Here is a 25,834-nt window from a genome sequence, read left to right on the forward strand (position 1 = left end):
GGCCTCGCGGGCGTGGTGGAATTGGTAGACACGCTGGATTTAGGTTCCAGTGGCGCAAGCCGTGGGGGTTCGAGTCCCTCCGCCCGCACCAGGTCGCTCGGATTTTTGGAACTGGGACCAGACGATATGCAGGTGACCGAGGTCGCGACGGAGGGGCTGAAGCGCTCCTTCGACGTTGTTGTGCAGGCGGCCGAGGTAGAGGCGGCGCGGGATAAGCGGCTCGTTCAGGTCGCGAAGGACCTGCGCATCCCGGGCTTCCGCCCCGGCAAGGTGCCGATGTCGGTGGTCAAGGGCCGCTACGGCGCCGCCGTGACCGGCGAAGTGCTGGAGGAGCGCGTGCAGGACGCCACGCGCCAGCTGCTGAACGACCGTGGGCTCAAGCCCGCGCAGCAGCCCAAGATCGACCTGCAGGACTTCGCCGAGGGCAAGGACCTCGCCTTCCGCGTCGAGATGGAAGTGCTGCCGGAGATCCCGATGCCGGAATTCGGCACCATCGAGGTGGAGCGCCTGAAGGCCGAGCCGACCGACGAGGAGGTCAACAAGGCCCTCGAGGGTCTGGCTGGCCGCGCCGCCAAGCTCGAGGACGTCAACGAGGATCGCGCCGCGACGACGGGTGACACCGTGGTGGTGGACTTCACCGGCCGCGCCCGCCCCAAGGACGAGCCCGAGGGTGAACTCGTGGCCTTCGAGGGCGGTTCGGGCACCGACATGCCGGTGGAGATCGGCGGCACGGGCTTTATCCCGGGCTTCTCCGAGGGCCTGGACGGCATCAAGGTGGGTGAGACCCGCCACGTCGAGGTGACCTTCCCCGCCGAGTACCACGCCCCCGACCTCGCGGGCCGTCCGGCCACCTTCGAGATGACGGCCAAGGCGCTGAAGAAGTCGGTGAAGCCCGAGATGGACGACGAGTTCGCCAAGAACGTCGGCGTCGAGGGCGGCATCGAGGAACTGCGGACGCAGATGAAGGCGATCCTGCAGAACCAGTACGACCAGGTGTCGCGCATGAAGGTGAAGCGCCAGCTGCTCGACGCCCTGGCCGAGCGCGCCGACTTCCCCGTGCCGCAGGGCATGGTGGATGCCGAGTTCGAGGGCATCTGGCAGCGGGTCGAGGCCGACCTGAAGGCCGGCCGCCTCGATGAGGAAGACAAGGGCAAGGACGAGGCGACGCTGCGCGACGAGTACCGCAAGATCGCCGAGCGCCGCATCCGCCTGGGCCTGCTGGTCAGCGAGATCGGCCGCACCAACAACGTCCAGGTCGCCCAGGACGAGCTGGCCCGCGCCGTGCGCGCCGAGGCCGGCCGCTACCCGGGGCAGGAGCGGCAGGTGGTGGAGTACTTCCAGAAGAACCCGCAGGCGATCGAGGGGCTGCGCGCGCCGCTCTTCGAGGAGAAGGTGGTGGACTTCATGCTCGAGCTGGCCAAGGTCAACGAGCGGGTGGTGCCTTCCGAGGAACTGCAGGCCGACGCCGCCTCCGCCTGAGACGGGCTTGCGCGGAGGGGGAGGACTGATGGCCGGCCCCTCCGGGCAGGGGCTTTATTCTGACTGATGAAACGGGTGTCCCTCTGGGGCGCCCGTTTCACCTTTATGACGGGTCGGGTTTTATCCGTCCTCCGCCCCCTTCCATCCGTGGGGAAGGCGGGCCATCTTCCTCATGCCGAGGCGCGTTACGTGCCGGGGCGGACCGGCCTGCCGAGTGGCCCCATCATCACCTTCTTCACCTTCGTGGCGATAGGATGGCGGGGCTGGGGGTCGGGTGGCAGGGGAGCGCAAGGGCTCCTGGCCGCGCCGCCGCCAGCACGGGCTAGAACCCGGTGGCGAAAGGAAGTTCCGATGCGTGACCGCGATCCGGTTGAATTCTACAGCAATGCCCTCGTGCCGATGGTCATCGAGCAGACCGCCCGCGGGGAGCGTTCCTTCGACATCTATTCGCGCCTGCTCAAGGAGCGGATCATCTTCCTCACCGGTCAGGTCTACGACGGCGTTGCCTCGCTGATCTGCGCCCAGCTGCTGTTCCTGGAGAGCGAGAACCCCAACAAGGAGATCTCGTTCTACATCAACTCCCCGGGTGGCGTGGTTTCGGCCGGCCTCGCGATCTACGACACCATGCAGTACATCCGCGCGCCGGTGAGCACCGTGTGCATGGGCATGGCGGCGTCGATGGGCTCGCTGCTGCTGACCGCCGGCGAGAAGGGCAAGCGCTTCTCACTGCCGAATGGCCGCATCATGGTGCACCAGCCCTCGGGCGGCGCCCAGGGCCAGGCGACCGACATCGAGATCCAGGCGCGCGAGATCCTCGACCTGCGCAAGCGGCTGAACCAGATCTACGTGAAGCACACCGGTCAGCCGGTCGAGGCGATCGAGGCCAAGCTGGAGCGCGACACCTACATGTCCGCCGAGGAAGCCCGCGACTTCGGCCTGATCGATCAGGTGGTGGACCAGCGTCCCGTTGCCGCCACGACCGACGGTGCCCCGAAGGCGGGCTGAGAACCCATGGCGCCCCGGCCGGACCGGCCGGGGCGTTGCCGCTTCCCCCGCGCGTGCGGAGGGGGCTAGAGTACCCTTTGCCCTTCGGCTTGGCCCGGAAAGGGCGGGCTGGAAGGGGCAGGAGCAAGCATGAGCAAGTCCGGCGACTCAAAGAACACCCTGTATTGCTCCTTCTGCGGCAAATCGCAGCATGAGGTCCGCAAGCTCATCGCCGGTCCGACCGTGTTCATCTGCGATGAATGCGTCGAGCTGTGCATGGACATCATCCGCGAGGAGCACAAGACGACCCTCGTGAAGTCTCGCGACGGCGTGCCCACGCCCAAGGAGATCTGCAAGGTCCTCGACGACTACGTCATCGGGCAGGAGCACGCCAAGAAGGTGCTCTCGGTGGCGGTGCACAACCATTACAAGCGCCTGGCGGCGGGGGCGAAGACCGGTGAGGTCGAGATCGCCAAGAGCAACATCATGCTGGTGGGCCCGACGGGCTCGGGCAAGACGCTGCTGGCCCAGACGCTCGCGCGCATCCTCGACGTGCCCTTCACCATGGCCGACGCCACCACGCTGACCGAGGCCGGCTACGTCGGTGAGGATGTTGAGAACATCATCCTGAAGCTGCTGCAGGCGGCCGACTACAACGTCGAGCGGGCGCAGCGCGGCATCGTCTACATCGACGAGGTCGACAAGATTTCCCGCAAGTCGGACAACCCCTCGATCACGCGCGACGTGTCGGGCGAGGGTGTCCAGCAGGCGCTGCTGAAGATCATGGAGGGCACGGTCGCCTCCGTGCCGCCGCAGGGTGGCCGGAAGCACCCCCAGCAGGAGTTCCTGCAGGTGGATACCTCCAACATCCTGTTCATCGTGGGCGGCGCGTTCGCCGGCCTCGACAAGATCATCGCGGCCAAGGGCAAGGGTTCGGGCATCGGCTTCGGTGCCGAGGTCCGTGGCCCGGACGAACGCCGCCAGGGCGCCATCCTGCGCGAGGTCGAGCCCGAGGACCTGCTGAAGTTCGGCCTGATCCCGGAGTTCATCGGCCGCCTGCCGGTGATCGCCACGCTGGAGGACCTAGATGAGAAGGCCCTCATCGAGATCCTGACCAAGCCCAAGAACGCCCTGCTGAAGCAGTACCAGCGCCTGTTCGAGATGGAGGCCACCAAGCTGACCTTCACCGAGGATGCGCTGCGCTCGGTGGCCGGGCGGGCGATCCAGCGCAAGACGGGCGCCCGCGGGCTGCGCTCCATCATGGAGGGCATCCTGCTCGGCACCATGTTCGAGCTCCCCGGCCTCGACGAGGTCGAGGAAGTGGTCGTGAACAAAGAGGTCGCGGAAGGTCGCGGCACGCCGCTGTTCATCTATGGCGAGCGGCCTGCGGAACAGACCTCTGCGTGATGCATGGCGCCGCGCCGCCCCTGTTGTGGGGTGTGGCGCGGCGCACCATCTGACCATCACCCCCGTGGCACCGGGACCGTGCTGCTCACAGGCGGTCAATGTGCCGACTGTCACTCGTGAGGTCCCATGACGGAAACTGCCAGCGGCGAACTGCTCCCCGTACTGCCGCTACGGGATATCGTTGTTTTCCCCCACATGATCGTGCCGCTCTTCGTGGGCCGCGAGAAGTCGGTCCGCGCGCTCGAGGCGGTGATGCGGGAGGACAAGCAGATCCTCCTGCTGGCCCAGCGCAACGCGGCGCAGGACGATCCCGAGGCCTCCGACCTGTACGACATCGGCACCGTGTCCACGGTGTTGCAGCTGCTGAAGCTGCCCGACGGCACCGTGAAGGTGCTGGTCGAGGGCGGCCGGCGCGCCAAGGTCGAGAGCTGGAAGGAAACCGGCAGCCACTTCGAGGCCTACGCCTCGCCGGTGGAGGAGCCTGCTCCGGGTGAGGGCAAGGAGCTCGAGGCGCTGGCCCGCTCCGTGGTCACGCAGTTCGAGCAGTACATCAAGCTCAACAAGAAGATCGCGCCCGAGGTGCTGGTCTCGATCAACCAGATCGAGGACCAGGCCAAGCTCGCCGACACGGTGGCCAGCCACCTGAACCTCAAGATTTCCGAGAAGCAGGACCTGCTCGAGACGGTGGGCGTCGCCAACCGGCTGGAGCGCGTCTTCGCGCACATGGAAAGCGAGATCGGCGTCCTGCAGGTGGAGAAGCGCATCCGGAACCGCGTGAAGCGGCAGATGGAGAAGACGCAGCGCGAGTACTACCTGAACGAACAGCTCAAGGCGATCCAGAAGGAGCTGGGCGAGGGCGACGAGGGCAAGGACGAGACCGCCGAGCTCGAGGCCAAGATCAAGGCCACCAAGTTCTCGGCCGAGGCGCGCGAGAAGGCCCTGGGTGAGCTGAAGAAGCTCAAGACCATGTCGCCGATGAGCGCCGAGGCGACGGTGGTGCGCAACTACCTCGACTGGATGCTCTCGATCCCCTGGAAGAAGAAGAGCAAGACCAAGAACGACCTGAAGACGGCCGAGGAAACCCTCGACGCCGATCACTACGGGCTGGAGAAGGTCAAGGAGCGCATCCTCGAGTACCTGGCGGTGCAGTCGCGCTCCCAGAAGATCAAGGGGCCGATCCTGTGCCTCGTGGGTCCTCCGGGCGTCGGCAAGACCTCCCTCGGTAAGTCCATCGCCAAGGCGACGAACCGGAACTTCGTGCGCATGTCGCTGGGCGGCGTGCGGGACGAGGCCGAGGTGCGCGGCCACCGGCGGACCTATATCGGCTCCATGCCGGGCAAGGTCATCCAGGGCATGAAGAAGGCCAAGACCTCGAACCCGCTGTTCCTGCTGGACGAGATCGACAAGCTCGGCGCCGACTGGCGTGGCGACCCGTCCTCGGCCCTGCTGGAGGTGCTGGATCCGGAGCAGAACGCCAGCTTCGCCGACCACTACCTGGAGGTCGACTACGACCTGTCGGACGTGATGTTCATCACGACCGCCAACTCGCTGAAGATGCCCCAGCCGCTGCTGGACCGCATGGAGATCATCCGCATCCCCGGCTACACCGAGGATGAGAAGATCCAGATCGCCAAGCGGCACCTGATCGCCAAGGTCACCGAGGCGAACGGGCTGAAGGCCGGCGAGTGGACGATCACTGACGAGGCGCTGCTCGACCTCGCCCGCTACTACACCCGCGAAGCCGGCGTGCGCTCCTACGAGCGTGAGCTCGGCGGCGTGGCGCGCAAGGCGGTGCGGGAGATCGTGTCCGGCAAGGCGAAGAAGGTCGCGGTCACCCGCAAGAACCTCGAGAAGTACGCGGGCGTCCAGAAGTACCGCTACGGCGAGGCGGAGCTGGAGGATCAGGTGGGTGCCGTCACCGGCCTCGCCTGGACCGAGGTGGGCGGCGAGATCCTGACCATCGAGGCCGTTCTGCTGCCGGGCAAGGGTGCGGTGAAGCACACCGGCAAGCTGGGCGACGTGATGCAGGAAAGCGTCTCCGCGGCGCTGAGCTACGTCCGCAGCCGCTCCATCCAGTTCGGCATCAAGCCGAACATGCTGGAGAAGCGCGACATCCACGTGCACGTGCCGGAGGGCGCGACGCCGAAGGACGGGCCTTCCGCCGGCATCGCCATGGCCACCGCCATGGTGTCGATCATGACCGGCATTCCCGTCCGCAAAGACGTGGCGATGACGGGCGAGATCACGCTGCGTGGGCGGGTGCTGCCGATCGGCGGGTTGAAGGAGAAGCTGCTGGCGGCGATGCGGGCCGGTGTCACCACCGTCTTCATCCCGAAGGACAATGAGAAGGATCTGGCCGAGATCCCCGACTCGGTGAAGAAGTTCCTCAAGATCCTGCCGGTGGCGCACGTCGACGAGGTCATCGCCCAGGCGCTGGTTCACAAGCCCGAGGCGATCGAGTGGGACGAGGCCGCCGAGGCCGCGGCGGCTGCCAAGGCAGTGGCCGGCGCGCCGGTCTCGCCCAGCCTGCCGCACTGAACGGGCAGGGGCGTCGCCTGCGCGGCGCCCCGTCCATCCCCGGTCCGGAGCCCTCGACAGCTTCTCTGTTGGGAGGACTCGTGGGGCCTGTCTTCCCGCAAAATGCCGTCAGCCCGGGTGCCGGGCGGTTCCGCGCGGGCGGAAACCCCTCTAGTGTCGGGAACATTGCTGGACAGCCTCGCTCCTGCTGTCCGGATTTGTTTTCGCGCACCGAAGAGGTACTGACAGGTGAATAAGCAGGATCTCGTTGCCGTCGTTGCCGAGACGGGGGAATTGACCCGCGCCAAGGCGACGGAGGTGGTGGATGCCATCTTCAAGGCGGTCGAGACGTCCCTGAAGGAGAAGCAGGAAGTCCGTCTCGTCGGCTTCGGCAGCTTCTCGATCTCGACGCGCAAGGCCGGCACGGGCCGCAATCCCCGCACCGGCGAGGAAATCAAGATTGAGGCCTCTACCTCGGTGCGCTTCAAGCCCGGCAAGGGGCTGAAGGACGCGCTGAACGGCTGAGGATTTTTCCGGCGGGGATGCTACACTCCGCCCGGCCTGGTTTTGGCGTGACCTCCGGTCACGGCCAGGGCGCTTAGCTCAGCGGTAGAGCGCCTCGTTTACACCGAGGATGCCGGCGGTTCGAATCCGTCAGCGCCCACCATTCTGCCCGAAACACGGTCCACCGCGGGTGTGTGACGAAACAACCATCCGGTGTTCTTGACACCCGCGGCGGCTGCCCGTATCCCCCGCCTCACGTTGCGAGCGGGTGTAGCTCAGTTGGTTAGAGCGCCGGCCTGTCACGCCGGAGGTCGCGGGTTCGAGCCCCGTCACTCGCGCCAGCAACGTCCCGAAGATCCCGGGTTCACAGGGTCCGCCAGTCGGTTCCGCCGATGGTTCGCATCGGATTGAGCGGGTGTAGCTCAGTTGGTTAGAGCGCCGGCCTGTCACGCCGGAGGTCGCGGGTTCGAGCCCCGTCACTCGCGCCACGCGCATCGTTATCCTCCTCTTCCTGCTACTTCGAGGCCCTCCGGGTTGTTACTGCGGCCCGGAAAGAAGACCAATATGGTCATGTATTTAGAAGTTCATTTCGAGGTATGGCGGTCTTCATCCGGTGGGACTATGAGGGTGGTGCACCGCACCCAGATGCCGTGATGGTGCCCTTATTGGGACCTGACGATGACGCAGTCGCTGCTTTCAGAGTATTTCCCGATCCTGGTGTTTCTCGCTATCGCCGCGGTGATCTCCATCGCCATGGTGGGTGGGTCGCTTCTGGTGGCCCGTCAGAAGCCGGATGCGGAGAAGCTCTCGACCTACGAGTGCGGCTTCGAGCCTTTCGATGACACCCGGCACCGCTTCGACGTCCGCTTCTACCTCGTGGCGATCCTGTTCATCATTTTCGACCTCGAAGTGGCCTTCCTGTTCCCCTGGGCGGTTTCGCTCGGTGGGATCGGCTGGGTCGGCTTCCTGTCGATGATGGCCTTCCTTGCGGTCCTGACGGTCGGCTTCATCTACGAATGGCGCAAAGGCGCTCTCGACTGGGAATAACCCCCATATGGGGATGACCGGGTTCATGCCCCGGAGTCGGGTGGTCCACGGCACGGGCCGGGGCCACCCCGTTGCGACTGAATGCTTCGCGCCACCAGCGCGTGGGAGAGTTCGATGAGTGACAATGCCATCGCCTGGAACAAGGAAGCTCTGCCTCCTGGTCCCGCTCAGGACGCCGTGATCCGCGGCATCACGGGCGAGGTGGAAGAAAAAGGCTTCGTCGTCGCCAATATCGACAAAGTGGTGAACTGGGCGCGTACTGGCTCGCTCTGGCCGATGACCTTTGGCCTGGCCTGCTGCGCGGTGCCGATGATCCACGCCTACATGGCGCGCTACGATCTGGACCGATTCGGCGTGATCCCGCGCGGCTCGCCGCGCCAGTCCGACGTGATGATCGTGGCCGGTACGCTGACCAACAAGATGGCCCCGGCGCTGCGCAAGGTTTACGACCAGATGAGCGAGCCCCGCTGGGTGATCTCGATGGGCTCCTGCGCCAACGGTGGCGGCTACTATCACTACTCCTACAGCGTCGTGCGCGGCTGCGACCGGATCGTGCCGGTGGACGTCTACGTGCCGGGCTGCCCGCCCACGGCGGAGGCCCTGGTTTACGGCGTGCTGCAGCTCCAGAAGAAGATCCGCCGGACGGGGACTATCCTGCGTGGCTGAGAACACCGACTCCACTCCCGAGACCCCGCCGCAGTCCGCGGCCGCGGCGTTGGGCGCCGCCATCAGCGCCGCCGCGCCCGCCGGCGCCGTGCTGGATGCCCGCGTCAACCGCGTGGGCGAGCTGGTGCTGACGGTCCGCCGTGAAGCGGTGCTGCCGCTGGCGATGCTGCTGCGCGACGACCCGCGATTCGCCTTCGAGCAATGCATGGACATCTGCGGCGTGGACTGGCCGGACCGGCCGGAGCGTTTCGAGGTGGTGTGGAACCTGTTGAGCCTGCGCCACAACCATCGCGTCCGCCTGGTGACCCGCACCAACGAGGCGGTGCCGGTGCCGAGCGTTTGCGACGTCTGGCCGACCGCCACCTGGTTCGAGCGCGAGGTCTGGGACATGTACGGCGTGGTCTTCGACGGCCAGCCGGATCTGCGCCGGCTGCTGACGGATTACGGCTTCGAAGGTCATCCCCTGCGCAAGGACTTCCCGCTCACCGGTCATCTCGAGGTCCGCTACGACTCCGAGCGCCGCGAGGTGGTCTACGAGCCGGTGAAGCTGACGCAGGAGTTCCGCAACTTCGACTTCCTGTCGCCTTGGGAAGGCATGACCACGCTGCCCGGCGACGAGAAGGTCCATCTGAACCGTCTTTCCGCTGAATCGGAAAGGAAGGAGGTCTCGCCATGAGCCTCGCGACCAACGATCCGGCCGAGACGGCCGCCGTGCAGTCCGGCAACAACGCCGGCCCCGGCGAGCGCCCGGACGTGCCGCACGATCCGAACCAGCGCAACGTGATCGAGGTGGACAACCACACGATCAACTTCGGGCCGCAGCATCCTGCGGCGCACGGCGTGCTGCGCCTGATCCTCGAGATGAAGGGTGAGCAGGTCGAGCGTGCCGACCCGCATATCGGGCTGCTGCACCGCGGCACCGAGAAGTTCATCGAGCACAAGACCTACCTGCAGTCGAACCCGTATTTCGACCGCCTCGACTACGTCAGCCCGATGTGCATGGAGCACGCCTACGTGCTCGCGCAGGAAAAGCTGCTGAGCATCGAGGTGCCGGAGCGTGCCCAGTACATCCGCGTGATGATGGCGGAGGTGACGCGGCTGCTGAACCACCTGCTGAACGTCACCACTTTCGCGCTGGACCTGGGCGCCACGACGCCGCCGCTCTGGGGCTTCGAGCAGCGCGATCGCGGGCTGGAGTTCTACGAGGCGGTGGGCGGCAGCCACTACCACGTCAACTACTTCCGGGCGGGCGGCGTGTCGCGCGACCTGCCGGCGGGCCTGGAAGAGCGTATCGCCGAGTGGGCCGACGGTCTGCCGAAGTTCATCGACGAGCTGGAAACGCTGGTGACGGGCAACCGCATCATCAAGCAGCGCACGGTCGACATCGGCGTCGTGTCGGCGGAGGACGCGATGGCCTGGGGCTTCACCGGTCCCTGCCTACGCGCCTCGGGCTGCGCCTGGGACCTGCGCAAGCAGCAGCCCTACGACGTGTATGACCGGATGGATTTCGACATCCCGGTGGGGCGCAACGGCGACTGCTACGACCGCTACCTCGTGCGGGTGGCCGAGATGCGCGAAAGCATCAAGATCGTGAAGCAGTGCCTGGCGCAGATGAAGCCGGGTCCGGTGAAGACGCCGGACAACAAGATCACTCCGCCGCGGCGCGCCGAGATGAAGCGCTCGATGGAAGCGCTGATCCATCACTTCAAGCTCTATACCGAGGGCTACCACGTGCCGGCGGGCGAGACCTACACCGCCGTCGAGGCGCCCAAGGGCGAGTTCGGCGTGTACCTGGTGGCGGACGGCACCAACCGCCCGTACCGCTGCAAGATCCGCTCGCCCGGCTACGCGCACCTGCAGGCGATGGAGATGATGTCCAAGGGGCACATGCTGGCCGACGCGGTGGCGATCATCGGCAGCATCGATGTCGTGTTCGGGGAGATCGACCGTTGAGCGACCACGCGCACGAGGGTCCGACCCACGCCATCGGCAAGCAGCAGCCGCAGGAGCCGACCTCCTTCAGCTTCGACGCTGAGAGCAACGCCCAGATCGAGACGGTGCTGGCGCGCTACCCGGAGGCCAAGAAGGCCAGCGGCACCATCCCGCTGCTGCACATCGTGCAGAAGCAGATGGGCCGCACCACCGGCAGCGCCTGGGTGCCGCGCGTGGCAATGGACGCGATCGCACATCGCCTCGGCATCGCACCGATCCGCGTGTACGAGGTCGCGACCTTCTACCTGATGTTCAACACCAAGCCGATCGGCCGCTATCACCTGCAGGTTTGCGGCACGACGCCCTGCATGCTGCGCGGCTCCGACGACGTGCTGCGGGCCTGCCAGGTGGCGGGCAAGCTGAAGAGCTACGGCGACACCTCCGAGGACGGGATGTTCACGCTGACCGAGGTCGAGTGCCTCGGCGCCTGCGTCAACGCGCCGATCCTGCAGGTGGATGACGACTACTACGAGGACCTCGACTACGATCGCACGGTGCAGCTGATCGAGGCGCTGCGCCGGGGTGAGCGGCCGCCGATCGGTTCCACCATCGGGCGCCAGACCAGCGCGCCGGAAGGCGGGCCGCAGGTGTTGCTGGAGATCGAGACGGTGTCCCCGGCCCAGAGAACCGTTCCCGCGGTGCCCAAGGGCGCGCCGCCGGTGGTGGAGTGATCCCATGGCGATTTCCGACAAGGATCGCATCTTCCAGAACCTGTACGGCCTGCACCCCTGGAATCTCCAGGCGGCGCGCAGCCGCGGGGCCTGGGACGGCACGGCGGCGATCATCGCCAAGGGCCGGGACTGGATCGTCGAGGAAGTGAAGCAGTCGGGCCTGCGCGGCCGCGGCGGCGCCGGCTTCCCGACAGGCCTCAAGTGGTCTTTCATGCCCAAGCAGAGCGACGGGCGCCCGTCCTACCTGGTGATCAACGCCGACGAGTCCGAGCCCGGGACCTGCAAGGACCGCGACATCATCCGCCACGATCCGCACACGCTGATCGAGGGCGCGCTGCTGGCGGGCGTGGGGATGGGGGCGCGCGCCGCCTACATCTACATCCGCGGCGAGTACGCCAACGAGGCCAAGGTGCTGCAGGCCGCGATCGAGGAGGCCTACGAGGCCGGCCTGATCGGGAACAACGCTTCGGGCTCCGGCTACGATTACGACGTCTACCTCCATCGTGGGGCGGGTGCGTATATCTGCGGCGAGGAAACGGCGCTCATCGAGTCCCTCGAGGGCAAGAAGGGCATGCCGCGCCTCAAGCCGCCGTTCCCGGCGGCCGCGGGTCTGTACGGGTGCCCGACCACGGTGAACAACGTCGAGACCATCTCGGTGGTTCCGACGATCCTGCGCCGCGGTGCGTCCTGGTTCGCGGGCTTCGGCCGGCCGAAGAACTCCGGCACCAAGATATTCTGCATCTCGGGGCACGTGAACAATCCGTGCAACATCGAGTGCGAAATGAGCATGCCGCTGCGCGAGATGATCGAGCGCTACGCGGGCGGTGTCCGCGGCGGCTGGGACAACCTCCTGGCGGTGATCCCGGGCGGCTCGTCCACGCCGCTGCTGCCCAAGCACATCTGCGACGACGTGCTGATGGATTTCGACGCTCTGCGCGAGCACAAGTCGGGCCTGGGCTCGGCGGGCGTGATCGTGATGGACAAGTCCACCGACATCGTCCGGGCCATTGCGCGGCTGTCGAAGTTCTACAAGCACGAGAGCTGCGGCCAGTGCACGCCCTGCCGCGAGGGCATGGGCTGGGTGAACCGGGTGATGTGGCGCATGGTCGAGGGCCGCGCGGAGGTCGAGGAGATCGACGTGCTGGAGCAGGTGACGCGCCAGATCGAGGGTCACACCATCTGCGCGCTGGCCGACGGCGGCGTGTGGCCGGTGCAGGGCTTGATCCGGCACTTCCGCCCGGTGATGGAAGAGCGCATCGCCGAGTACAAGCGGCAGCATTCCCCGGCATCCCTGCCGATGGCGGCGGAGTAATCCGATGAGCGACGTGAAGACCATCAAGGTCACGGTGGACGGCCAGGAGCTCGAGGTTCCGGCCGGCGTCACCGCGCTCCAGGCCTGCGAGATCGCGGGCAAGGAGATCCCGCGCTTCTGCTACCACGAGCGGCTGAGCATCGCCGGCAACTGCCGTATGTGCCTGGTCGAGGTGGAGAAGTCGCCCAAGCCGGTGTCGTCCTGCTCCTTCCCGGTGATGGACGGCATGAAGATCATGACCGACAGCCCGCTGGTTCGTCAGAGCCGGCGCAACGTCATGGAATTCCTGCTGATCAACCACCCGCTCGACTGTCCGATCTGCGACCAGGGCGGCGAGTGCGACCTGCAGGACCAGGCCGTGGCCTACGGCATGGACCACAGCCGCTACCGCGAGGCGAAGCGGGCGGTGAAGGACAAGTATGTCGGCCCGCTGATCAAGACGATCATGAACCGCTGCATCCTGTGCAGCCGCTGCGTCCGCTTCTCGGCGGAAGTGGCGGGCGTGCCGGAGATGGGTGCCACCGGGCGCGGCGAGAGCATGGAAATCGGCACCTATATCGAGAAGGCGCTGACCACCGAGCTGGCCGGCAACCTGATCGACATCTGCCCGGTGGGCGCGCTGACCAGCCGGCCCTACGCCTTCGCCTCGCGCCCGTGGGAGCTGTCGCACGCCGACAGCGTGGACGTGATGGACGCGGTGGGTGCCAATATCCGCGTGGACTTCCGCGGGCCCGACATCCTGCGCGTGCTGCCGCGCATCAACGACGACGTGAACGAGGAATGGCTGGGCGACCGGTCGCGCTTCTCGCACGACGCGGTGAAGCGCAAGCGGCTGGACCGGCCCTGGGTGAAGCGCGACGGGCGCCTGAAGCCGGCGAGCTGGGAAGAAGCCTTCGAGGCCATCGCGGCGCGGCTGCGCGGTGTCTCCGGTGACCGCATCGGTGCGGTGGTGGGCGACACCGTGGATGCCGAGGCGATGCTGGCGCTGCGCGACCTGATGGGCACGCTGGGCTCGCGCAACGTCGACTGCCGGCAGGACGGCGCGGCGCTGGATGCTTCCAGCCGCGCCTTCTACACCTTCAATTCCGGTATCCGCGGGATTGATCGGGCGGACGCGATCGTCATCATCGGCAGCAACCCGCGCGTCGAGGCGCCGGTGCTGAACGCGCGCATTCGCAAGCGCTGGGCGAACAGCAGCGCGCTCTCGGTCGGCTATGTCGGCCCGGCCGGGCTGGACCTGACCTACGCGGCCGAGCACCTCGGCGACGGGGCGGACATCCTTGCGACGCTGGAGCAGGGTGACGGTGCCTTCGCCAAGACCCTGCGGGAAGCCAAGAACCCGCTGGTGATCCTGGGCCGCGGCGCGCTGGCGCGTCCGGACGGCGCCGCGGTGCTGGCGGCGGCTTGGGCTCTGGCCGGACGGCTCGGCGCCCTGCGCGAGGATTGGAACGGCTTTGCCATGCTGCACCAGTTCGGCGGCCAGGTGGGCGCGCTCGACCTCGGCCTGGTGCCGGGCGAGGGGGCCAAGGACCTCGGTGCCATGCTGAACGGCGGCGTGGACGCGCTGTGGCTGCTGGACGCCGACGGCTTCGACCCGGCGCTGATCTCGGATGGAACCTTCGTGGTCTACCAGGGGCACCATGGTGACCGGGCCGCGTCGCGGGCTGACGTGATCCTGCCGGGTGCGACCTACCTCGAGAAGGAGGGCACCTACGTGAACACCGAGGGACGCGTGCAACGCGGCCGCCGCTCGGTGTTCCCGCCGGGTGAGGCGCGGGAGGACTGGCGCATCCTGCGCGCCTTCAGCCAGGTGATCGGCCGGCCGCTGCCCTACGACGATGAGGCGGCGATCCGCGCCGCGCTGGTGTCGGCGAACCCGGTCTTCGGGCAGGTCGGCGTGCTGACGCCGGCTGCGGTGCCGGCCTCCGGCCCGGCCGCGGCCGGCGCCACGGTGGCGGGCGGCGGTTTCGTGCTGCCGATCGCCGACTACTACATCGTGGATGCCATGACGCGCGCGAGCGAGGTGATGGCCGAGTGCAGCCGGGCGCGTCGCGAAGACGTGCCCTCGCAGATGGCGGCGGAGTAAAAACGGGCATGGACGCGTTTCTCGCCACGCCGCTCGGCACGCTGGCCCTCACCGTCGCGCAGGCGCTGGCGCTGCTGGTGCCGCTGCTGATCGGCGTCGCCTACCTGACCTATGCCGAGCGCAAGGTCCTGGCTGCGATGCAGTACCGCCGCGGTCCCAACGTGGTCGGCCCCTTCGGCCTGCTGCAGCCCTTCGCCGACGCCGCGAAGATGATGACCAAGGAGACCATCATCCCGACCGGCGCGTCGCGGGGGCTGTTCATCCTGGCGCCGATGCTGACCTTCGTGCTGGCGATGATCGCCTGGGCGGTGATCCCGGTGAACGAGGGCTGGGCCATCGCCGACATCAACGTGGGCGTGCTCTACCTTTTCGCGATCTCCTCGCTGGGCGTGTACGGCATCATCATCGCGGGCTGGGCGTCGAACTCGAAATACGCCTTCCTGGGCGGGCTGCGTTCGGCCGCGCAGATGGTGTCCTACGAAGTCTCGATGGGGCTGGTGATCGTCACGGTGCTGATGTGCGTCGGCTCCCTGAACCTGAGCGCGATCGTGCGGGCGCAGGAACACCTGTGGTTCGTCATTCCGCTCTTCCCGATGTTCATTATCTTCTTCATCTCGACGCTGGCGGAAACCAACCGCGCCCCCTTCGACCTGCCCGAGGGCGAGAGCGAGCTGGTGGCCGGCTTCTTCGTGGAATACAGCGCCATGTCCTTCGCGCTGTTCTTCCTCGGCGAGTACGCGAACATGATCCTCATGTCCGCGATGACCAGCATCCTGTTCCTGGGGGGCTGGTACCCGCCGCTGCATGTCGAGCCGCTGACGTGGATCCCGGGGCCCATCTGGTTCATCCTGAAGATCTGCTTCTGCCTCTTCGTGTTCCTGTGGGTGCGCGCGACCTTCCCCCGCTACCGCTACGACCAGCTGATGCGGCTGGGCTGGAAGGTGTTCCTGCCCTTCAGCCTCGTGTGGCTGGTGCTGACGGCGGCGGCGCTGAAGGTTTTCGGATGGCTGCCGGCATGAGCCGCGGCGGGTTGGATCGGGGCGGCCGCCGTGCCGCCCGAGGGGTGTAAGAACCATGGCGACGCTCGACAGCCTGGCGCGCAGCTTCCTGCTCGTGGACATTGCACAGGGCATGTGGCTGACCTTGAAGGCTTTCTTCAAGCCGAAGATCACGCTGAACTACCCGTTCGAGCGGCAGCCGCTCTCGGTTCGCTTCAAGGGCGAGCACGGCTTGCGCCGCTACCCGAACGGGGAAGAGCGCTGCATCGCCTGCAAGCTGTGCGAGGCGGTCTGCCCGGCGCTGGCCATCACCATCGAGGCCGAGCCGCGCGCGGACGGGTCGCGCCGTACCACGCGCTACGACATTGACATGACGAAGTGCATCTACTGCGGCCTGTGCGAGGAAGCCTGCCCGGTGGACGCCATTGTCGAGGGACCGAACCTAGAATTCGCGACCGAGACGCGCGAGGAGCTGATCTACGACAAGGACAAGCTCCTCGCGAATGGCGACCGGTGGGAACCGCTGCTCGCCAAGCGTCTCGAACTCGACGCTCCCTACCGCTAATCAGACATGACGGGGGCGCTTCGGTGCCCCCGGTTCACGAGAACGGAAACGGTTCCATGGACGGCACGTCCCAATGATTGCAGGTCTCGCCTTCTACGCCTTCGCGGCGGTGCTGATCGCTTCCGCCGTGATGGTGGTGACCAGCCGCAACCCGGTTCACAGCGTGCTGTTCCTGATCCTGGGCTTCTTCAACGCCGCAGGGCTCTTCCTGCTGGCAGGGTCGGAGTTCCTGGCGATGATCCTGGTGATCGTCTACGTCGGCGCGGTCGCGGTGCTGTTCCTGTTCGTCGTGATGATGCTCGACGTGGATTTCTCGCAGCTGCGCGAAGGGCTGCAGCGGTACGCCCCGATCGGGGCGGTCGTGGGCGCGGTGCTGTTCGGGGAACTGGTCCTGGTGCTGGGCGCCTGGCAGTTCAGCGGCGACGTCACGACGCTGCGGACGAACGTGACGCCGGCCGACCTGTCCAACACCCATGCGCTCGGCCAGGTGATCTATACGGACTACCTGTACCTGTTCCAGGTGGCCGGCATGATCCTGCTGGTGGCCATGATCGGCGCGATCGTGCTGACCCACCGCGAAAGGGCGGTGTCGCGGCGGCAGAACATCGCGATGCAGGTCGCCCGCGCCGGCAAGGTCGAGATGCTGAAGGTTCCGAGTGGCGCCGGCCTGGGCGAACTGGGCATCCTGCGTCCCTTGCCGCCCGAGCCGTTGGAAAAGCCCAAGGCGGTGGAACACGCGGATCATGGTCATGGCGGGGGGCATCACTGATGCTGACGATCGGACTTGGCCACTACCTGACGGTGGGGGCGATCCTGTTCGTGCTGGGTGTCTTCGGCATCTTCATGAACCGCAAGAACATCATCGTCATCCTGATGTCGATCGAGCTGATCCTGCTGTCGGTGAACCTGAACTTCGTGGCCTTCTCCTCGGCGCTGGGTGACCTCACCGGGCAGGTCTTCGCGCTGTTCGTGCTGACCGTCGCCGCCGCCGAGGCCGCGATCGGGCTGGCCATCCTCGTCATCTACTTCCGCAACCGTGGCAGCATCGAGGTGGAAGACGTGTCCACCCTGAAGGGCTAAGCGCATGTTCGTCGGCGCCGTCTTCTTTCCGCTGCTGGGCGCGAGCATCTCGGGCTTCCTGGGTCGCTGGATCGGCGACCGGGCGGCGCAGTGGGCCACCGTGCTCTGCATGGCGCTCGCCGCCGTATGCGGCATCTCGGCCTTCTGGCAGGTCGCGCTGCACACCCAGCCGGCCACGGTGGTGATCACCGAGTTCATCGACGTCGGCACGCTGCGCGTCGAATGGGCGCTCCGCTACGACACGCTCTCGGCCATCATGGTCGGAATGATCACGCTGATCTCGACGCTGATCCACCTCTACAGCGTCGGCTACATGTCGCACGACCCGACGCCGAGCCGGTACTTCGCCTACCTGTCGCTCTTCACCTTCGCCATGCTGATGCTGGTGACCTCCGACAACCTCGTGCAGCTGTTCTTCGGCTGGGAAGGCGTCGGCCTCGCGAGCTACCTGCTGATCGGCTACTACTACGAGCGTGAGAGCGCTAACCGCGCGGCGATGAAGGCCTTCATCGTCAACCGGGTGGGCGACCTGTTCTTCATGCTCGGCATGGCGCTGACCTTCTGGACCTTCGGCGAGCTGGGCTTCAACGAGATCTTCAATTCCCTCGACGAGGCGCAGGCGCAGACCGTGCTGGGGATGCCGGCGCTCGAGGTCATCGGCGTGCTGTTGTTCCTGGGGGCCTGCGGCAAGTCGGCGCAGATCGGCCTGCACACCTGGCTGCCGGACGCGATGGAAGGCCCGACCCCGGTGTCCGCCCTGATCCACGCGGCGACCATGGTGACGGCGGGCGTGTTCCTGATGGCGCGCATGTCGCCGCTCATGGAGCTGGCGCCGATCGCGCTAAACATCGTGACCGTGGTGGGCGCCACCACAGCCTTCTTCGCCGCGACCGTCGGCTGTGTGCAGAACGACATCAAGCGCATCATCGCCTTCTCCACCTGCTCGCAGCTCGGCTACATGTTCGTGGCGGTGGGCGTGGGCGCCTATCAGGCGGCGATCTTCCACCTCTTCACCCATGCCTTCTTCAAGGCGCTGCTGTTCCTGGGCGCGGGCTCGGTCATCCACGCCATGTCGGACGAGCAGGACATCCGCCGCATGGGCGGGATCTGGACCAAGATCCCGGTCACCTACGTGATCTTCTGGATCGGCAACCTGGCGCTGGCGGGCCTGCCCTTCTTCGCGGGCTACTACTCCAAGGACGCCATCATGGAGGCAGCCTTCGCGGCTCATTCCGTGGTGGGCAGCTACGCCTTCGTGCTGACCATGATCGCGGCCTTCCTGACGGCCTTCTACTCCTGGCGCCTGATGATCGTGGCCTTCCACGGCAAGCCGCGGGCCGAGAAGCACGTCATGGACCACGTGCACGAGAGCCCTGCGGTCATGCTGATCCCGCTGATCGTGCTGGCGGTGGGCGCGATCTTCGCCGGCGCCGGCTTCTACGACCTGTTCGTGGGGCACCGCTGGGAAGAGTTCTGGAACGGCGCCATCGTGAACGCCGAGACCAACCACATCATGCACGCGATGCACGAGGTGCCGGAATGGGTTCCGCTGGCACCGACGGTGATGGGCGTTTCCGGGATCGTGCTGGCCTACCTCATGTACATGTTCGTGCCCTCGATCCCGGGCATCCTGGCCAGTCGCTTCCAGCCGATCTATCAGTTCCTCCTGCACAAGTGGTACTTCGACGAGCTCTACGACGTGCTCTTCGTCCGCCCGGCGCGCCGTCTGGCCCGCGGGCTGTGGCAGGTGGGTGATGCCAAGATCATCGACGGCATGCCCAACGGTGCGGCGCGGCTGACGGTCGAGGCGTCACGAGGCGCGATCCGGATCCAGACGGGCAAAGTGGCGAACTACGCCTTCGCCATGATCCTGGGGCTGGTGCTGTTCGTCTCCATCTTCCTGCTGGGTGTCATTCGATGAACGCGGCCGGTTTTCCAATCCTCTCGCTGCTGACCTTCCTGCCGCTCCTCGGCGCGGCGGTGATCATGCTGGTCCGAGGGGACGAGCAAACGCTGGCGTCCAACGCGCGCTGGACCGCGCTGTGGACCAGCCTGATCGTGATGGTGCTGTCGCTGATCCTCTGGTTCCGCTTCGACGTCGGCACCTCCGCCTACCAGTTCGAGGAACGCGCCAGCTGGTTCCCCGAGGTCGGGCTGGACTATCACATGGGCGTGGACGGCATCTCGGTGCTGTTCGTGCTGCTGTCGACGGTGCTGACGCCGATCTGCATCATCTCCTCCTGGGAAGCGGTGCAGAGCCGCGTCCGGGAATACATGGTCGCCTTCCTGCTGCTCGAGACCATGATGGTCGGCATGTTCTGTGCCGTTGACCTTGTGCTCTTCTACGTCTTCTTCGAAGGCGTGCTGATCCCGATGTTCCTGATCATCGGCGTCTGGGGCGGCCCGCGGCGCGTCTACGCCGCCTTCAAGCTGTTCCTTTACACGCTGCTCGGCTCGGTGCTGATGCTGCTGGCGATCCTGGCCCTGTGGTACAGCGCCGGCACCAGCGACCTCGTGGCCGTGATGCAGGTGCAGCTGCCGCGCTTCACCCAGATGTGGATGTTCCTGGCCTTCTTCGCCGCCTTCGCGGTGAAGGTGCCGATGTGGCCGGTGCACACCTGGCTGCCGGACGCCCATGTTGAGGCGCCGACGGCGGGCTCGGTGATCCTGGCCGGCGTGCTGCTGAAGATGGGCGCCTACGGTTTCATCCGCTTCTCGATCCCGCTGTTCCCGGAAGCGGCGCAGTACTTCGCGCCCTGGATCTTCGCGCTGTCGGTGATCGCGGTGATCTACACCAGCCTCGTCGCCCTGGCGCAGGACGACATGAAGAAGCTCATCGCCTACTCCTCGGTGGCGCATATGGGCATCGTCACGCTGGGCCTGTTCACCTTCAACCAGCAGGGCATCTCCGGCGCGCTGCTGCAGATGATCTCGCACGGCGTGGTGTCGGGCGCGCTCTTCCTCTGCGTCGGCGTGCTCTACGACCGCGTTCATTCGCGCGAGATCGCGCGCTACGGCGGGGTGGCGAAGATCATGCCGGGCTACGCGCTGGTGTTCCTGCTGTTCACCATGGGCTCGGTGGCGCTGCCGGGCACGGCCGGCTTCCCGGGTGAGTTCCTGGTGCTGGTGGGGGCCTGGAAGTCGAGCCCCTGGGTGGCGCTGGGCGGCGCGACGGGCATGATCCTGGGTGCGGGCTACATGCTCTGGCTTTACCGCCGCGTGGTCTTCAGCCGCATCACGCGCGACGACCTGCGGGCGTTGCTGGACCTCAGCCCGCGCGAATACGCCATGTTCGCGCCGCTGATCCTGCTGACCATCTGGATGGGCGTTTACCCGTCCTCCTTCCTGCAATTCTTCCAGGCGAGCGTCGGCGCGCTGATCGAGCGCCACGAGGCCGCGCTGGCCCTGCCGCGCCTGGCTGGGATGTGAGTGAGATGAGCGTGATGAACTGGAGCCTCTCGCTCCCCGAGCTGGTGCTGGCGCTCTGCGCGCTGGCGCTGCTGGTTTGCGGCGTGATCCCGAAGCGCGACACCTCCTTCGGCATCACCATGGGGGCCATCGGCTCCCTGGTGGTGACGATGGCGCTGGTGCTGGCCCAGGGCAGGGGCCTCGCCTTCAACGGGCAGTACGTGGCGGACGCCTTCAGCCGCTTCACCAAGATTCTGGTGCTGGCGGGCGGCGTGGCGGCGATGCTGCTGGCTCTCGACTGGAACCGGCGCGAGGGGATCGCCCGCTTCGAGTTCCCGATCCTGGTGGTCACGGCGACGCTGGGCATGCTGGTCATGCTGTCGGCCAACGACCTGCTGTCGCTCTACATGGGGCTCGAGCTGCTGTCGCTCTCGCTCTACGTCGTGGCGTCCTTCGATCGCGACAACGGCCGTTCCTCCGAGGCGGGGCTGAAGTACTTCGTGCTGGGCGCGCTGGCTTCGGGGATGCTGCTCTACGGCGCCAGCCTCGTGTACGGCTTCTCCGGCACCACCAACTTCCACCGCATCGCGGACTCGCTCGGCGCGGATGGCGGCGTGTCCGCCGGGCTGGTGATCGGCCTGATCTTCGTGGTGGCAGCGCTGTCCTTCAAAATCTCGGCCGTGCCCTTCCACATGTGGACGCCCGACGTTTACGAGGGCGCGCCGACGCCGGTGACGGCCTTCTTTGCCTCCGCGCCCAAGGTCGCGGCGGTGGCCCTGCTGACCCGCGTGGTGGTGGGACCCTTCGGCGAACTCGCGACGCAGTGGGGGCAGGTGATCACCGTGATGGCGATCCTGTCGATGCTGCTGGGCTCCTTCGCCGCGGTCGGGCAGCGCAACGTCAAGCGACTGATGGCCTATTCCTCGATCGGCCATGTCGGCTACGCGCTGATGGGCCTGGCGGTGGGCACCGTGACCGGCGTGCGCGGGTTGCTGCTCTACCTCGCCATCTACCTGGTGATGAATGTCGGCGTCTTCGCGGTGCTGGTGGCGATGCGGCGGAACGGCCGCGCGGTGGAGGGGATCAGCGATCTCGCCGGGCTCGGCCGCACCGACCCGATGATGGCGCTGGCCATGACCATCTTCATGTTCTCGATGGCCGGCATCCCGCCGCTCGCCGGCTTCTTCGGTAAGCTCTACGTCTTCCTGGCGGCCGTGCAGTCGGGTGCCTGGCTGCTGGCGGTGGTCGGCGTGCTGACCTCGGTGGTGTCGGCCTACTACTACCTGCGCATCATCAAGGTCATGTACTTCGACGTGCCGGAGGGGGCGATGGACCCGCGGCCGACCGGCCTCACGGTTCTGCTGGCCGCGTCGGGCGTGCTCAACGTCGGCTTCTTCCTGTTCCCGGCGCCGGTGCTGTCGGCGGCGCAGGCCGCCGTCACGGCACTGACCCCCGGGTGAGCGAGGTTCCGGAGGCCGCTGCATCGGGAGGAGGCTGGCGCCTCCTCGTTCACGAGAGCCTTCCGAGCACTTCCGACCTGCTCAAGGATCTGGCCGTCCGGGGAGAACCGGGCGGCCTCGCCGTGGTGGCCCGGCGCCAGACGGCCGGGCGAGGGCAGCACGGTCGGAGCTGGGAGTCGCCGCCCGGCAATCTCTACCTTTCCATCCTGCTGCGCCCACGCGAGTCACCGCGGACCCTGCCGCAATGGGGGCTGCTGCTGGCCGTCGCCCTGGCCGACACGCTGGCGCCCCTGCTGCCGGAACCGGGTGCGTTGCGCCTGAAATGGCCCAACGACCTGCTAATCGACGGCGCGAAGCTGGCCGGCATCCTCGTGGAAGGGGGCACGGACGCGACGGGGAACCCGTGGCTGGTGGTGGGCATCGGCGTGAACCTGGCGGCCGCACCAGAGGTTCCGGGACGCGCGGTCACCTCGATGCAGGCGGCTGGCGCGGAACCGCAGGAGCCTGAGGCGGTGGCCCGGAGCCTGCTGGCCTCGCTCGATCGCTGGGCGACGCGTCGCCACCTGGACGGTTTCGCAGCGGTCCGGGCGGCGTGGCTGGCGCGCGGCCCGTCCCTCGACGCAACCCTCACGGTCCGGGGGCGTAACGGAGAAGTCAGCGGCCGTTTCCAGGGATTGTCCGAGGACGGCGCGCTGCTGCTCGGCACGGGCGGGCGCGTCCACGCCGTCGTGGCCGGTGAGGTCCTGGGGTAGAGTGCGGATGGAGAGCGACATGCTCCTGGCCATCGATGCCGGCAACACCAACGTCGTCTTCGCCGTGCATGACGGCGCGGAGTGGCGCGGCCGCTGGCGCATCGCCACCCGCGACGACCGCACCAGCGACGAGTACGGCGTCTGGCTGATGGCGCTGTTCCAGCACGTCGGCCTGTCGCCGCGCGCGATCAAGCGCTGTTCGATCGGCACGGTGGTGCCGGCGGCGCTCTACAATCTTCGTCGCCTGTCGCGCGAATGGTTCGACTGCGAACCCTTGATCGCCAGGGCCAACGTCGATTGGGGCTTCGAGATCAAGGTGGACCGGCCCAAGGAGGTCGGCGCCGACCGGTTGCTCAACGCGCTCGCGGCGCATCAGCACTACGGCGGCCCGCTGGTGGTGGTGGATTTCGGCACCGCCACGACCTTTGACGTGGTGGACGGGGCAGGGGCCTATCTCGGCGGCGTCATCGCGCCCGGCATCACCCTGTCGATCGAGGCGCTGCACCGCGCCGCCGCACGCTTGCCGCGGATCGGCATCGGCCGTCCGCAGGCGGTGATCGGCCGTGACACGGTACCTGCCATGCAATCCGGTATTTACTGGGGCTATGTCGGCCTGATCGAGGGCATCGTGGCCCGCATCAAGGCAGAATTCGGTGGCGAAATGAAGGTGGTGGCGACCGGGGGCCTGGCGCCGCTGTTTGCCGAGGGCACAACCGTGATCGAGCGAACGGACCCCGACATCACACTTGAAGGTTTGCGGCTGTTGGCGGACCGCAACCCCGCGCCCATCTTTCATCGGACAAGTCTTCCTGACGCCCTCAAGCCCGAACCCGACTGATTTCATTCTAGATAGAGAACAAAATGTCCGATGACTCGCGAGACCTCGCCCTGATCCCGCTCGGCGGGACCGGGGAGATCGGTCTCAACCTGAATGTTTACCGATGCAACGGCGCGCTGCTCGCCGTGGATTGCGGCATCGGTTTCGGCGGCAACGACACGCCCGAGGCCGAGGTCATGGTGCCCGACGCCACCTGGCTGGCGGAGCGTCGCGACCGCCTCCTGGCGCTGGTGATCACCCATGCCCACGAGGATCACCTGGGCGCCGTGGCGCATCTATGGCCGCAGCTCCGCTGCGCCGTCTATGCCACGCCCTTCGCCGCCGCGGTTCTGCGCCGCAAGCTGGGCGAGGCGGGGCTGGTGCAGCAGGTGCCGCTGCACATCATCCCGGCCGGCGGCTCCTTCGAGCTCGGCCCCTATAAGCTGCGCTTCCTCAGCGTGGCGCACTCGGTGCCCGAGGCGCAGGCGCTGGCGATCCGCACGCCCTACGGCACGGTGCTGCACACCGGCGACTGGAAGCTGGACCCCGACCCGGTGGTCGGCCCGCCGACCGACGAGGAAGGCTTCGCGGAGCTCGGCCGCGAGGGCGTACTGGCCATGGTCTGCGACAGCACCAACGCCCTGGTGGAAGGTCGCTCCGGTTCCGAGGCCGAAGTCCTCGACGGGCTGACGCAGCTGCTGGGTGAGCTGCAGGGGCGGGTGGCAGTGACCTGCTTCGCCACCAACGTCGCCCGCCTCGACAGCATCGTGCGCGCGGCCGAGCGCAACGGCCGGCAGGTCGCGCTGTTCGGACGTTCGCTGCGCAACATCGACGTGGCGGCGCGCGAGACCGGCTACTTCAGCGACCTCCCTCCCTTCGTCACCGAGGACGAGGCCGGCTTCCTGCCCGACGACGCGCTGCTGGTGGTCTGCACCGGCAGCCAGGGTGAGGCGCGCTCCGCCATGTCCAAGATCGCAGCGGACACCCACCCGAACATCTCGCTCGGGGAAGGGGACACGGTGATCTACTCGTCGCGCCAGATCCCCGGCAACGAGCGGGCAATCGCCCGGGTGCAGGACCAGCTGCGTCGCGCCGGCTGCCGCGTCATCACCGCCGACGAGCGCCCGGTCCACGTGTCGGGCCACCCGGCGCGCGACGAGCTGCGGCGCCTGTACGAGCTGGTGAAGCCCAAGATTTCCGTGCCGGTGCACGGCGAGTGGCGCCACCTGGAGCAGCATGCCGAGCTGGCACGCGACGCCGGTGCCACGCCCGTGCTGATCGAGGATGGCGACGTCCTGCGCCTGTCCGGCAACAAGCCCGAGGTGGTGGACACCGTTCCGACGGGTCGTCTGGCCATCGACGGCGACCGCCTGCTGCCGCTGGAGGGCGGCGTCCTGGCCGCGCGTCGGCGGATGCTGTTCAACGGCGTGGTGGTGGCCTCGCTGGCGGTCGATGCCGAGGGTCGCGTCCGGGGTGAGCCGCGTGTTTCGGCGCCCGGCCTCTTCGAGCAGCTGGACGAGGCGCCGAACCAGATCGCCTCCGAGCTGGCCCGCGCCGTGAGCGAGCTGCCCGGCAACCTCCGCCGCGACGACGAGCCTCTGCGCGAGGCGGCCCGGTCGGTCCTGCGTCGTGCCCTGGGCCGCCGCCTGCGCAAGCGGCCCATGGTCGACGTCCACCTGCTGCGGGTCTGAGCCATGGGCGCGGTCACCGGGACGGTGGTGTTCTTCCTGGTCTGGTGGACCACCCTGTTCGCGGTGCTGCCGCTGGGTGTCCGGCCGGACGTGGAAGGGCACAACACCACCGGTGGCTGGCGCGGTGCCCCGCTGCGAACCCGCGTCGGGCGGGTCGTTCTGATTAATACCCTGGTCGCCACCGTTGTCTGGGTGGGGATCGAGGCAGTGGTTCGCAGTGATTGGATGTCTTTCCGCCATGGATGGTGGGCGATGGGCGGAAATTAGGCAGAAGGCGGGAAAGTGTCCGGTGGATGCCTAAAGTTCAGCGTTTCGTGAGATAACGAGCCCGTTTCGCCTTTTCTTTGTGCTTTTTGTTGTTGCCGCGAAGGGGTGAGGGGCGGCATCCTGTCTTCAGG

Annotated in this window: 23 protein-coding genes and 4 tRNA genes; all 27 read left to right on the forward strand. The window is 67.1% G+C overall.

Going from position 1 to position 25,834, the window contains the following annotated elements:
• The first annotated feature begins 6 nt into the window (after positions 1 to 6).
• The 27 genes from ACFFGY_RS07800 (at position 7) to ACFFGY_RS07930 (ending at position 25,703) form a co-directional block, all read left to right on the forward strand.
• A tRNA-Leu gene (locus ACFFGY_RS07800) sits at positions 7 to 91 on the forward strand.
• Between the two features lie 35 nt (positions 92 to 126).
• On the forward strand, positions 127 to 1,479 hold the full coding sequence (tig, locus tag ACFFGY_RS07805) for a trigger factor (RefSeq protein ID WP_377043896.1): 1,353 nt from the start codon (positions 127 to 129) through the stop codon (positions 1,477 to 1,479).
• Positions 1,480 to 1,830: 351 nt separating this feature from the next.
• Positions 1,831 to 2,484, forward strand: coding sequence for an ATP-dependent Clp endopeptidase proteolytic subunit ClpP (clpP, locus tag ACFFGY_RS07810; RefSeq protein WP_377043897.1), 654 nt, complete (start codon positions 1,831 to 1,833; stop codon positions 2,482 to 2,484).
• Positions 2,485 to 2,613: 129 nt separating this feature from the next.
• Positions 2,614 to 3,870 (forward strand): ATP-dependent Clp protease ATP-binding subunit ClpX, encoded by a 1,257-nt coding sequence (gene clpX, locus ACFFGY_RS07815; RefSeq protein ID WP_377043898.1) that lies wholly within the window; start codon positions 2,614 to 2,616, stop codon positions 3,868 to 3,870.
• A 126-nt stretch (positions 3,871 to 3,996) separates the two neighbouring features.
• Positions 3,997 to 6,408: an endopeptidase La gene (gene lon, locus ACFFGY_RS07820; protein WP_377043899.1), complete on the forward strand. Its 2,412-nt coding sequence runs from the start codon at positions 3,997 to 3,999 to the stop codon at positions 6,406 to 6,408.
• Positions 6,409 to 6,636: 228 nt separating this feature from the next.
• Complete coding sequence (locus ACFFGY_RS07825) at positions 6,637 to 6,912, forward strand: HU family DNA-binding protein (RefSeq protein WP_377043900.1); 276 nt, start codon at positions 6,637 to 6,639, stop codon at positions 6,910 to 6,912.
• Positions 6,913 to 6,979: 67 nt separating this feature from the next.
• Positions 6,980 to 7,054 (forward strand) — tRNA-Val (locus ACFFGY_RS07830).
• A gap of 101 nt (positions 7,055 to 7,155) precedes the next feature.
• Positions 7,156 to 7,232: transfer RNA gene (locus tag ACFFGY_RS07835), tRNA-Asp, on the forward strand.
• A 70-nt stretch (positions 7,233 to 7,302) separates the two neighbouring features.
• Positions 7,303 to 7,379: transfer RNA gene (locus ACFFGY_RS07840), tRNA-Asp, on the forward strand.
• 190 nt (positions 7,380 to 7,569) lie between these two features.
• Positions 7,570 to 7,938: an NADH-quinone oxidoreductase subunit A gene (locus ACFFGY_RS07845; RefSeq protein ID WP_377043901.1), complete on the forward strand. Its 369-nt coding sequence runs from the start codon at positions 7,570 to 7,572 to the stop codon at positions 7,936 to 7,938.
• 114 nt (positions 7,939 to 8,052) lie between these two features.
• Positions 8,053 to 8,604 (forward strand): NuoB/complex I 20 kDa subunit family protein, encoded by a 552-nt coding sequence (locus tag ACFFGY_RS07850; RefSeq protein WP_377043902.1) that lies wholly within the window; start codon positions 8,053 to 8,055, stop codon positions 8,602 to 8,604.
• The gene (locus tag ACFFGY_RS07855) at positions 8,597 to 9,280 is read left to right on the forward strand and encodes an NADH-quinone oxidoreductase subunit C (protein ID WP_377043903.1); all 684 of its coding nucleotides are present in this window, start codon (positions 8,597 to 8,599) and stop codon (positions 9,278 to 9,280) included. The genes ACFFGY_RS07850 and ACFFGY_RS07855 overlap by 8 nt, the downstream gene beginning before the upstream one ends.
• Positions 9,277 to 10,557 carry an NADH-quinone oxidoreductase subunit D gene (locus ACFFGY_RS07860; RefSeq protein ID WP_377043904.1) on the forward strand — a complete coding sequence of 427 codons (1,281 nt, stop codon included), beginning with the start codon at positions 9,277 to 9,279 and terminating at the stop codon, positions 10,555 to 10,557. The genes ACFFGY_RS07855 and ACFFGY_RS07860 overlap by 4 nt, the downstream gene beginning before the upstream one ends.
• Positions 10,554 to 11,267 (forward strand): complex I 24 kDa subunit family protein, encoded by a 714-nt coding sequence (locus ACFFGY_RS07865; RefSeq protein ID WP_377043905.1) that lies wholly within the window; start codon positions 10,554 to 10,556, stop codon positions 11,265 to 11,267. Before ACFFGY_RS07860 ends, ACFFGY_RS07865 begins: the two co-directional genes overlap by 4 nt.
• A gap of 4 nt (positions 11,268 to 11,271) precedes the next feature.
• Positions 11,272 to 12,579, forward strand: coding sequence for an NADH-quinone oxidoreductase subunit NuoF (gene nuoF / locus ACFFGY_RS07870; RefSeq protein ID WP_377043906.1), 1,308 nt, complete (start codon positions 11,272 to 11,274; stop codon positions 12,577 to 12,579).
• A gap of 4 nt (positions 12,580 to 12,583) precedes the next feature.
• On the forward strand, positions 12,584 to 14,665 hold the full coding sequence (gene nuoG / locus ACFFGY_RS07875) for an NADH-quinone oxidoreductase subunit NuoG (RefSeq protein ID WP_377043907.1): 2,082 nt from the start codon (positions 12,584 to 12,586) through the stop codon (positions 14,663 to 14,665).
• 8 nt (positions 14,666 to 14,673) lie between these two features.
• On the forward strand, positions 14,674 to 15,684 hold the full coding sequence (gene nuoH / locus ACFFGY_RS07880) for an NADH-quinone oxidoreductase subunit NuoH (protein WP_377043908.1): 1,011 nt from the start codon (positions 14,674 to 14,676) through the stop codon (positions 15,682 to 15,684).
• Between the two features lie 55 nt (positions 15,685 to 15,739).
• Positions 15,740 to 16,228 carry an NADH-quinone oxidoreductase subunit NuoI gene (gene nuoI, locus ACFFGY_RS07885; protein WP_377043909.1) on the forward strand — a complete coding sequence of 163 codons (489 nt, stop codon included), beginning with the start codon at positions 15,740 to 15,742 and terminating at the stop codon, positions 16,226 to 16,228.
• 73 nt (positions 16,229 to 16,301) lie between these two features.
• On the forward strand, positions 16,302 to 16,997 hold the full coding sequence (locus ACFFGY_RS07890; RefSeq protein WP_377043910.1) for an NADH-quinone oxidoreductase subunit J: 696 nt from the start codon (positions 16,302 to 16,304) through the stop codon (positions 16,995 to 16,997).
• Positions 16,997 to 17,308: an NADH-quinone oxidoreductase subunit NuoK gene (gene nuoK, locus ACFFGY_RS07895; RefSeq protein WP_377043911.1), complete on the forward strand. Its 312-nt coding sequence runs from the start codon at positions 16,997 to 16,999 to the stop codon at positions 17,306 to 17,308. The genes ACFFGY_RS07890 and nuoK overlap by 1 nt, the downstream gene beginning before the upstream one ends.
• Before the next feature lie 4 nt (positions 17,309 to 17,312).
• Positions 17,313 to 19,229, forward strand: coding sequence for an NADH-quinone oxidoreductase subunit L (gene nuoL, locus ACFFGY_RS07900; RefSeq protein WP_377043912.1), 1,917 nt, complete (start codon positions 17,313 to 17,315; stop codon positions 19,227 to 19,229).
• Complete coding sequence (locus ACFFGY_RS07905) at positions 19,226 to 20,737, forward strand: NADH-quinone oxidoreductase subunit M (protein ID WP_377043913.1); 1,512 nt, start codon at positions 19,226 to 19,228, stop codon at positions 20,735 to 20,737. Before nuoL ends, ACFFGY_RS07905 begins: the two co-directional genes overlap by 4 nt.
• 14 nt (positions 20,738 to 20,751) lie before the next feature.
• Positions 20,752 to 22,176 (forward strand): NADH-quinone oxidoreductase subunit NuoN, encoded by a 1,425-nt coding sequence (nuoN, locus tag ACFFGY_RS07910; RefSeq protein ID WP_456316154.1) that lies wholly within the window; start codon positions 20,752 to 20,754, stop codon positions 22,174 to 22,176.
• Positions 22,173 to 22,928, forward strand: coding sequence for a biotin--[acetyl-CoA-carboxylase] ligase (locus tag ACFFGY_RS07915; protein WP_377043915.1), 756 nt, complete (start codon positions 22,173 to 22,175; stop codon positions 22,926 to 22,928). Before nuoN ends, ACFFGY_RS07915 begins: the two co-directional genes overlap by 4 nt.
• A 19-nt stretch (positions 22,929 to 22,947) precedes the next feature.
• Positions 22,948 to 23,766 (forward strand): type III pantothenate kinase, encoded by an 819-nt coding sequence (locus tag ACFFGY_RS07920; RefSeq protein WP_377043916.1) that lies wholly within the window; start codon positions 22,948 to 22,950, stop codon positions 23,764 to 23,766.
• A gap of 23 nt (positions 23,767 to 23,789) precedes the next feature.
• Positions 23,790 to 25,436, forward strand: coding sequence for a ribonuclease J (locus ACFFGY_RS07925; protein WP_377043917.1), 1,647 nt, complete (start codon positions 23,790 to 23,792; stop codon positions 25,434 to 25,436).
• A gap of 3 nt (positions 25,437 to 25,439) precedes the next feature.
• Complete coding sequence (locus ACFFGY_RS07930) at positions 25,440 to 25,703, forward strand: DUF1467 family protein (RefSeq protein WP_377043918.1); 264 nt, start codon at positions 25,440 to 25,442, stop codon at positions 25,701 to 25,703.
• The last annotated feature ends 131 nt before the right edge of the window (positions 25,704 to 25,834 follow it).

The sequence above is a fragment of the Roseomonas elaeocarpi genome (assembly GCF_042433915.1).
GTDB classification, from domain to species: domain Bacteria; phylum Pseudomonadota; class Alphaproteobacteria; order Acetobacterales; family Acetobacteraceae; genus Roseomonas; species Roseomonas elaeocarpi.